The sequence below is a fragment of the Mesorhizobium sp. Arg314 genome (assembly GCF_053714275.1).
This window is the reverse complement of the sequence record NZ_JBSKBP010000100.1, coordinates 1-6,285: the sequence shown is the minus strand read 5'-3', so window position 1 is coordinate 6,285 and position 6,285 is coordinate 1. Positions and strand designations below refer to the sequence as shown.

Annotated in this window: 2 protein-coding genes and 5 pseudogenes; 3 read left to right on the top strand and 4 right to left on the bottom strand. The window is 54.5% G+C overall.

All coding sequences use genetic code 11. From position 1 onward, the window contains the following. Positions 1 to 104: 104 nt before the first annotated feature. A pseudogene (locus ACWGS9_RS33710) lies at positions 105 to 758 on the top strand (IS630 family transposase); the annotation flags it as partial. Positions 759 to 1,168: 410 nt separating this feature from the next. Here ACWGS9_RS33710 and ACWGS9_RS33705 read toward each other — a convergent pair. Together ACWGS9_RS33705 and ACWGS9_RS33700 are read right to left on the bottom strand one after the other, a co-directional pair. Then, on the bottom strand, positions 1,169 to 1,840 hold the full coding sequence (locus ACWGS9_RS33705) for a RolB family protein (RefSeq protein WP_454509266.1): 672 nt from the start codon (positions 1,838 to 1,840) through the stop codon (positions 1,169 to 1,171). Between the two features lie 868 nt (positions 1,841 to 2,708). Then, positions 2,709 to 2,925: pseudogene (locus ACWGS9_RS33700) on the bottom strand (transposase); the annotation flags it as partial. A gap of 164 nt (positions 2,926 to 3,089) precedes the next feature. Here ACWGS9_RS33700 and ACWGS9_RS33695 point away from each other — a divergent pair. Beyond that, a pseudogene (locus ACWGS9_RS33695) lies at positions 3,090 to 3,173 on the top strand (transposase); the annotation flags it as partial. 3 nt (positions 3,174 to 3,176) lie between these two features. Here ACWGS9_RS33695 and ACWGS9_RS33690 read toward each other — a convergent pair. Both ACWGS9_RS33690 and ACWGS9_RS33685 read right to left on the bottom strand, forming a co-directional pair. Then, positions 3,177 to 3,369 (bottom strand): annotated as a pseudogene (locus ACWGS9_RS33690) (IS3 family transposase); the annotation flags it as partial. 650 nt (positions 3,370 to 4,019) lie between these two features. After that, positions 4,020 to 4,685 (bottom strand): RolB family protein, encoded by a 666-nt coding sequence (locus ACWGS9_RS33685; RefSeq protein WP_454509265.1) that lies wholly within the window; start codon positions 4,683 to 4,685, stop codon positions 4,020 to 4,022. A gap of 695 nt (positions 4,686 to 5,380) precedes the next feature. Between ACWGS9_RS33685 and ACWGS9_RS33680 the strand changes: the two are divergent. Further along, positions 5,381 to 6,205: pseudogene (locus ACWGS9_RS33680) on the top strand (IS110 family RNA-guided transposase); the annotation flags it as partial. Positions 6,206 to 6,285: the final 80 nt, after the last annotated feature.

Below are 6,285 nucleotides of genomic sequence, written 5' to 3'. Positions count from 1 at the left end.
TCTGGCTGGTTGGCAGGATATCGCATCCGACAGAGCGGAACGGCAAAGCCGAGGTGGTCTGGCTGTTGGCAGGATATATATTGATGTAAACTTTTCGCATGGGCCTGCTGAGCGTCGTCGGCCTCTATGTCGATCCGCCGGCCCACGCCATCGTGCTGTCGGTCGACGAGAAGAGCCAGATCCAGGCGCTCGACCGCACCCAGCCCGGCCTGCCCATGAAGAAGGGAAGGCGTCCACACCAACACGACTATAAGCGCAACGGCACGACCACATTGTTTGCCGCCCTCAACGTGCTCGACGGCACCGTGATCGGCAAGAACATGCAGCGACACCGCCATCAGGAGTTCATCCGCTTCCTCAACGCCATCGACACGCAAGTGCCGGCCGGCAAGGCCGTCCACGTCATCCTCGACAACTACGCCGCTCACAAGCACCCCAAAGTGCGTGCCTGGCTCGATCGCCATCAGCGCTTCACCTTCCACTTCACGCCGACCTCGTGCTCGTGGCTCAACGCGGTCGAAGGCTTCTTCGCCAAATTGTCGAAGCGTCGTCTCAAGCGAGGCGTCTTCCACTCCGTCGTCGACCTTCAGGCGGCAATCAACCGCTTCCTCGTCGAGCACAACCAGAAACCCAAACCTTTCACTTGGACCGCCGACCCCGACAAAATCATCGCTGCCGTCAAACGTGGGCACCAAGTGTTAGATTCCATCTTTGGCGCCTGTTTTCGAGGCAGCGCCTGCCAAACGACAGTATCCTGAAGGCATAACTGAACAGCAAAATCGTATTAAGTGACTAATTAGACACACAAAATAACTGTTAGTGAAATCAGAACATCGAGACATCTAAAGTAAACTAACAACACCAAATGTATTCAAGCGTTTTATTAATTGTCTTTGATTTGAACAGTACAAAAAGCACTGTGAATACAAAGACTGACAACTAGGAAAAACGGAAGCATCGAAAAGATAATTGAAAGACAGCGCACAAACAAAGCATTAGAATAGGTTCGCTGGATGACAAAGCGCCGCTGGCGCAAAAACAAGAAATAACAAAAAAGCTGGGCAACACAAACGGTAACACAAATACTATAACAAGCAAACGAGACGGCCGTAAACATTGCGATGAGAGCCATGACCAACACCGCGTGTTGGGTGCGAGGGTGACACCACTACTCCCAACCAGTTGCTGTCGGCCAGTCAGTGTCAGAAGTGCTAGGCCTAGAGGGCCAACTCATCTCTCCATGGGCCACGATGTCGAAGTGCCCTCTTGTTATACAGCGGGTCCATACACCGTCTCCTTCTGCAGTGAAGCGGTCAGTGGGAAAGATAGCGAGGAAAGACTGCAGGTCCTCACGCTCCACTGTACTGCACCATCGCTGGTGGTACTTACTAACCACAGATTTAGGAGTGATCCACGGAGTGTATGGAGAGAGTTCGAACGCCAGCACCACCCCAGGAAAATATTTAGTTGGGACTGCTTCTAAGTTCCTGTTTTCAACACAGGCTTGTACAAGCTCTGTGGGCAAATAGGCATACAAGAGGGCGGGATCTGCAGGGATGCGATTAAGCTCGATCGGTTCCCTATAGCCAAACATTGGAGTTGCGGTCATACAGGGCACCGTTTCGAGTGCCCCAAAATCTGTTGGAGGAAGTCCCGCAGCTTGTTCATGAATCCGCGCCTCAGCCAGCCACTTGACCTGAGCCTTCATGACCCGCTTGAGGTAAGCACTATATTTTTTGACTGCCCCCTTAAGGCCTTCGCAGAGCTCGTCTTTGGGCAACCCCGTCAGGCAGATGCTGTCAAAGCTGGGGCGTGTGTAGGTTGGATAGTTGTCTGCCATGGTGAGTATGATGGAAGATAAGAGTTTGGTTTATATAGAATGAGGAGAGTTGATTGTGTGGTGGATGCACTGAGGAAATGAGACTTATATAGAGAGGGGTGCTTTTCCTGATTGGATACAGAGAGGGGATCTTTCTTATTGGGCCGAATTTTATAATATTGAAAGGTCCGGTTGTTGCCGTTGCGGTGCAATAAAATGCATCCGTTGGGCGTGTCCATTCGGTTGCATAGAGTCGCAGCTTCCTTCCGTGCAGTCCAAGGGGCACTACTTTAACGTGTTACAAAGGGCGGCCGGATTGCAAAATCAACAACCTGTCACGTCAAACGATGGTTGGCCGGATTGCAAAATGAGCGGACGTCAACTTCTGCCCAAGCAATTTAAATGAACGGCGCACGTGAGACCCTTACGCCGAAAGGACGCCTCTTCGAGATGAGCGGGAGGTATGACTCACCAATAATGCTAATGTGCGATTGTAGTCCGTGTCAGTTAAACGCGTGTTATTTCTGCCGTCCAGACGCTTGTCGTTTTTTGCGTGGTATTGGAAGTCTGCTATTGGTTTATATTTATTTGTTGGCAGGATATATATCTATGTCTTGTATGTTTGTATGTTTGTATGTTTGTTTGTTTGTGCATGAGTTCCGGCGCGCGTGGCACGGCAGGAAGATCGGGGTGATGTTGTCCGGTATTCTCAGGTTTGCGGTGGTGTGCTATCGGGCACGATCATGACGAGTACGGAATGGGCGCCCTTTTCGACATGGCGGCTTGCGCGTGGCGAGATCCGCCGCGCCCAGCTGGACATCGCTGATCGTCAACTTTGCTGCCTCATCAGGGGGACTGCCAAGGATTCTGTGCGCGAGGCCAGTTCTCGTCATTGGCTGACGAACCTCTGGCCGAAGATGACGGCGAATTGGGGTCTTGGCCTCGAATCTCTCGCACGGCGGTCGTTTCCAATCCTCGGCCGCGTGGTTCAGAAGCTGATAAAGCAGCTTCATCGCCGCGTCGTCAGTGGGGAGGTGGCCGCGCGTTCGCACAGCACGCCGCAGCTTCGAGTTCAGTGCCTCGATGGCGCTTATAACCGGTATGATCATGACGGTGCCATCCGATCTTGCTGGGAGATGAGTGATCTTCAGCGTATGGTGCGCCATCCGGGATTAGGGACAGCAGGAGCACGCTAGGTGCGGGCAGGCCGATGTGATGTATTCGAGTGGCGAGCTCGCGGTAGCTGGCCGGCCCTGCGACCTGCCCGGTTGCCGACATCGGGCGCTTCGGCGAACCGCAAAAGCTGGTGAGCTACTTCGGCGTCAATCCGCGTGTGCGCCAATCCGGTCTTGGCCTGGGCGCGCAGATAGACCTCCTCGTATTTGACGGTTCGCCACAACCGCTCCACGAAGACGTTGTCGCGTCAGGCACCTTTGCCATTCATGCTGATGGACACGCTCGCCGCCGTCAGCACGCCTGTGAACTCGAGGCTGGTGAACTGGCTCCTGGTCCGTGTTGAAGATCTCGGGTCGGCCATGTCCGGCCAGGGCGCGGCTTGAAGCGATCGTGGCGGGCGCGGGGATCGCCGCAAAAGCATGTTTGGCGAGCCATGATCATCCTGCTGACCGCTGGTGGCTACGGAACGGTAGGGATCATGGCCTCGACGGGTAAGTCGAAGATCTACGTATGGCCCGGGCGGGCGGGCAGGCATGTCATTTTCTGCAGTTACACAAAGTTTGCATAGCTAGTGCCATGCATTCGGCTATGTGTTAGCGCGGTTGCGACATATGGCGTTTAGTGAAACAAGGTGTAGCAGATGTTAGCCTGCGATATACAGCTGTGCTAATACAGAACCGCCAGTCAGAGAGTATCCAATCTGTTAAAGCGATGAACGTTAAAAAGCCAACGGCATCGTGGGGAGCTTAATCAATAAGAAACACGAGGTGAGAAATCACGTTATTATTTAATAATTCGCACATAGGCGGTAGGCGGCACAGACACAACAACGGAGACCAACATAAGGCCAACAATAGACCAAAATAAAAAGACGGCGGTACGAGCCGACAGGTAGTCGTCGGCTACAAACGATAAACAAACGGAAGCAAACGGAATTCCGAAACAAACATGACCCACGACATACTCGACTAAAAAGCCAAAGCCCGATGGCGGCGAGGCCCTATCCGCGGAAACACTGCGGGCCTTACTCCTCCTCGTCCTCCTCAAATATCGAAGGCCCGACAACCGGTATATCAAACCGCCCAAACGGGCCGCCGCGAAGACGTAGGTTGAGGCGGTTGCGGAGCCTTTCGAACAAACCAGTGAGCGGAACGGCCGCGAAAAATTCAACGTCTTCGACGGTAGCGTTGCTACAACCGAAGTCGTGGTAGATACTCACGATCTCATTTGCAGTCCTTCCATCGTGCGGCGGGAATTCCATTGCCAGCAGGTATTCTCCACCGACGCGTAGGCGCCCAGGAATAGGAGCGAGACTCTGCTGTTGACAGCATGCTCTCGCGACCTCCTTCGGCAAGTAGAGGTAGAGGAAAGAGGACCCTTGAGCGATCGACTCAAGGATCTGTTCAGTCCGGATACCGTTGGTCGGGTCGTCCATGAGCGGCACTTGCCAGAGGTCCGCAAGCTTTGCCGGAGCAATCCAAGGATGTGGGCCCGCAAGGAACTCGAATTGACTCTGCATAACGAGATCACAGAAGTCCCCATATTCGCGGACATTCGCGCTGAGGAGTAAATGCTCCAGGCGACGTGGATCTGTTTCGGTAATCTCTTTGCCAACAAACGTGGGGCGCACCATAGTGAAAGACGCAATTAAGGAATGAAGCGGAGCGGAGAGGCGGAGAATGCGATTCACGCAAGGTATGATGGATCCGTGACATTCTAGTGTTTATATAGGAAATTGATCGACCCTTTGCAGGCGTTGCTTCGTTCGGCCTTATTGGACCGGAATCATAGACGGTGACAGAGCAATTCAAAACGGCGCACGTGAGACCCTTACGCCGAAAGGACGCCTCTTCGAGATGAGCGGGAGGTATGACGCACCAATAATGCTAATGTGCGATTGTAGTCCGTGTCAGTTAAACGCGTGTTATTTCTGCCGTCCAGACGCTTGTCGTTTTTTGCGTGGTATTGGAAGTCTGCTATTGGTTTATATTTATTTGTTGGCAGGATATATATCTATGTCTTGTATGTTTGTATGTTTGTGCATATTTCCACCCGTGCGTATTCCGGTGATACCGGACGGTCCTGGAGTGCATCCTCAGACTGAGACAAGGAAAATCGCGGACAGTTTCGCGCAGTACGCGCAGCTGGGGTGCACTCCACACTGTCCCGTAATTACTGAAATCGCTGTCCGCGAATTAGCGGAATGGGTGTCCGCGAATTTCTGAAACACGCACCCGTACCTTCATCTTATCGGGGAACAGCCACCCTCCAAGGCTACGATTGGTTCCAGGGTGCGTCGCTCCCGCGATTACCCCATGTGGACGCCCCCCAACGGCCTCGGTGTGCCAGAGTGGAGGTGTTCTCAACCACTCAGAGGAGGCGCCCATGACGGAAGTTAGCACCATCGGCCTGGATCTGGCCAAGAATGTCTTTCAGGCACACGGAGCAAGTGCAGCGGGAGACGTCGTATTCCGCAGGAAGCTGCGCCGTGACCAGGTGCTGGGCTTCTTTGCAGCTCAGCCGCCTTGCCTTGTAGCGATGGAAGCATGCCCAGGCGCCCATTATTGGGGCCGGGAGATCGGGAAGTTCGGCCACACGGTCCGGCTCATCGCGCCGGCCTATGTGAAGCCTTTCGTCAAGCGTCAGAAGAATGATGCCGCCGATGCAGAAGCAATCTGCGAAGCGGCGCAGCGCCCGACCATGCGCTTTGTCGCTGTGAAGAGCGAAGCAAAGCAGGCTTCTGCCGTGGTCTTCCGAACCCGCGACATCCTGGTCGGTCAGCGCACTCAACTCATCAATGCGATCCGCGGCCATCTTTCCGAATACGGTCTGATCGCACCACAGGGCCCTTTCCATGTCGGGCGCCTCATCGCACATATCGAGGATCCCACCTCGAGTGTGCCGGGGGCTGCTCGTTCGTGCCTTGCTCTGCTCGTTGAGGGGCTGCGTCATCTACAAGAGCAGATCGGCGCGTTGGACGCGGAGATCTCTGCCCGCGCCAAAGCAGATGACACGACCCGACGTTTGATGACTGTGCCTGGGATCGGCCCCCTGATCGCGACCGCCATAGAGGCGCTTGCGCCGCCAGCGGAGACGTTCCGATCGGGTCGTGACTTCGCTGCTTGGGTCGGATTAACACCGGTGCAGCGCTCGACGGGCGGCAAGGAACGGCTGGGCCGAACATCCAGGATTGGAGAGCGCACGCTACGGCTGTAGATGGGGTATTCGGCTTGTGCCCCATCCTTGATGAAGAGGGCATAGTAGGTGCTGCGCTTCGAGCTGATGATAGA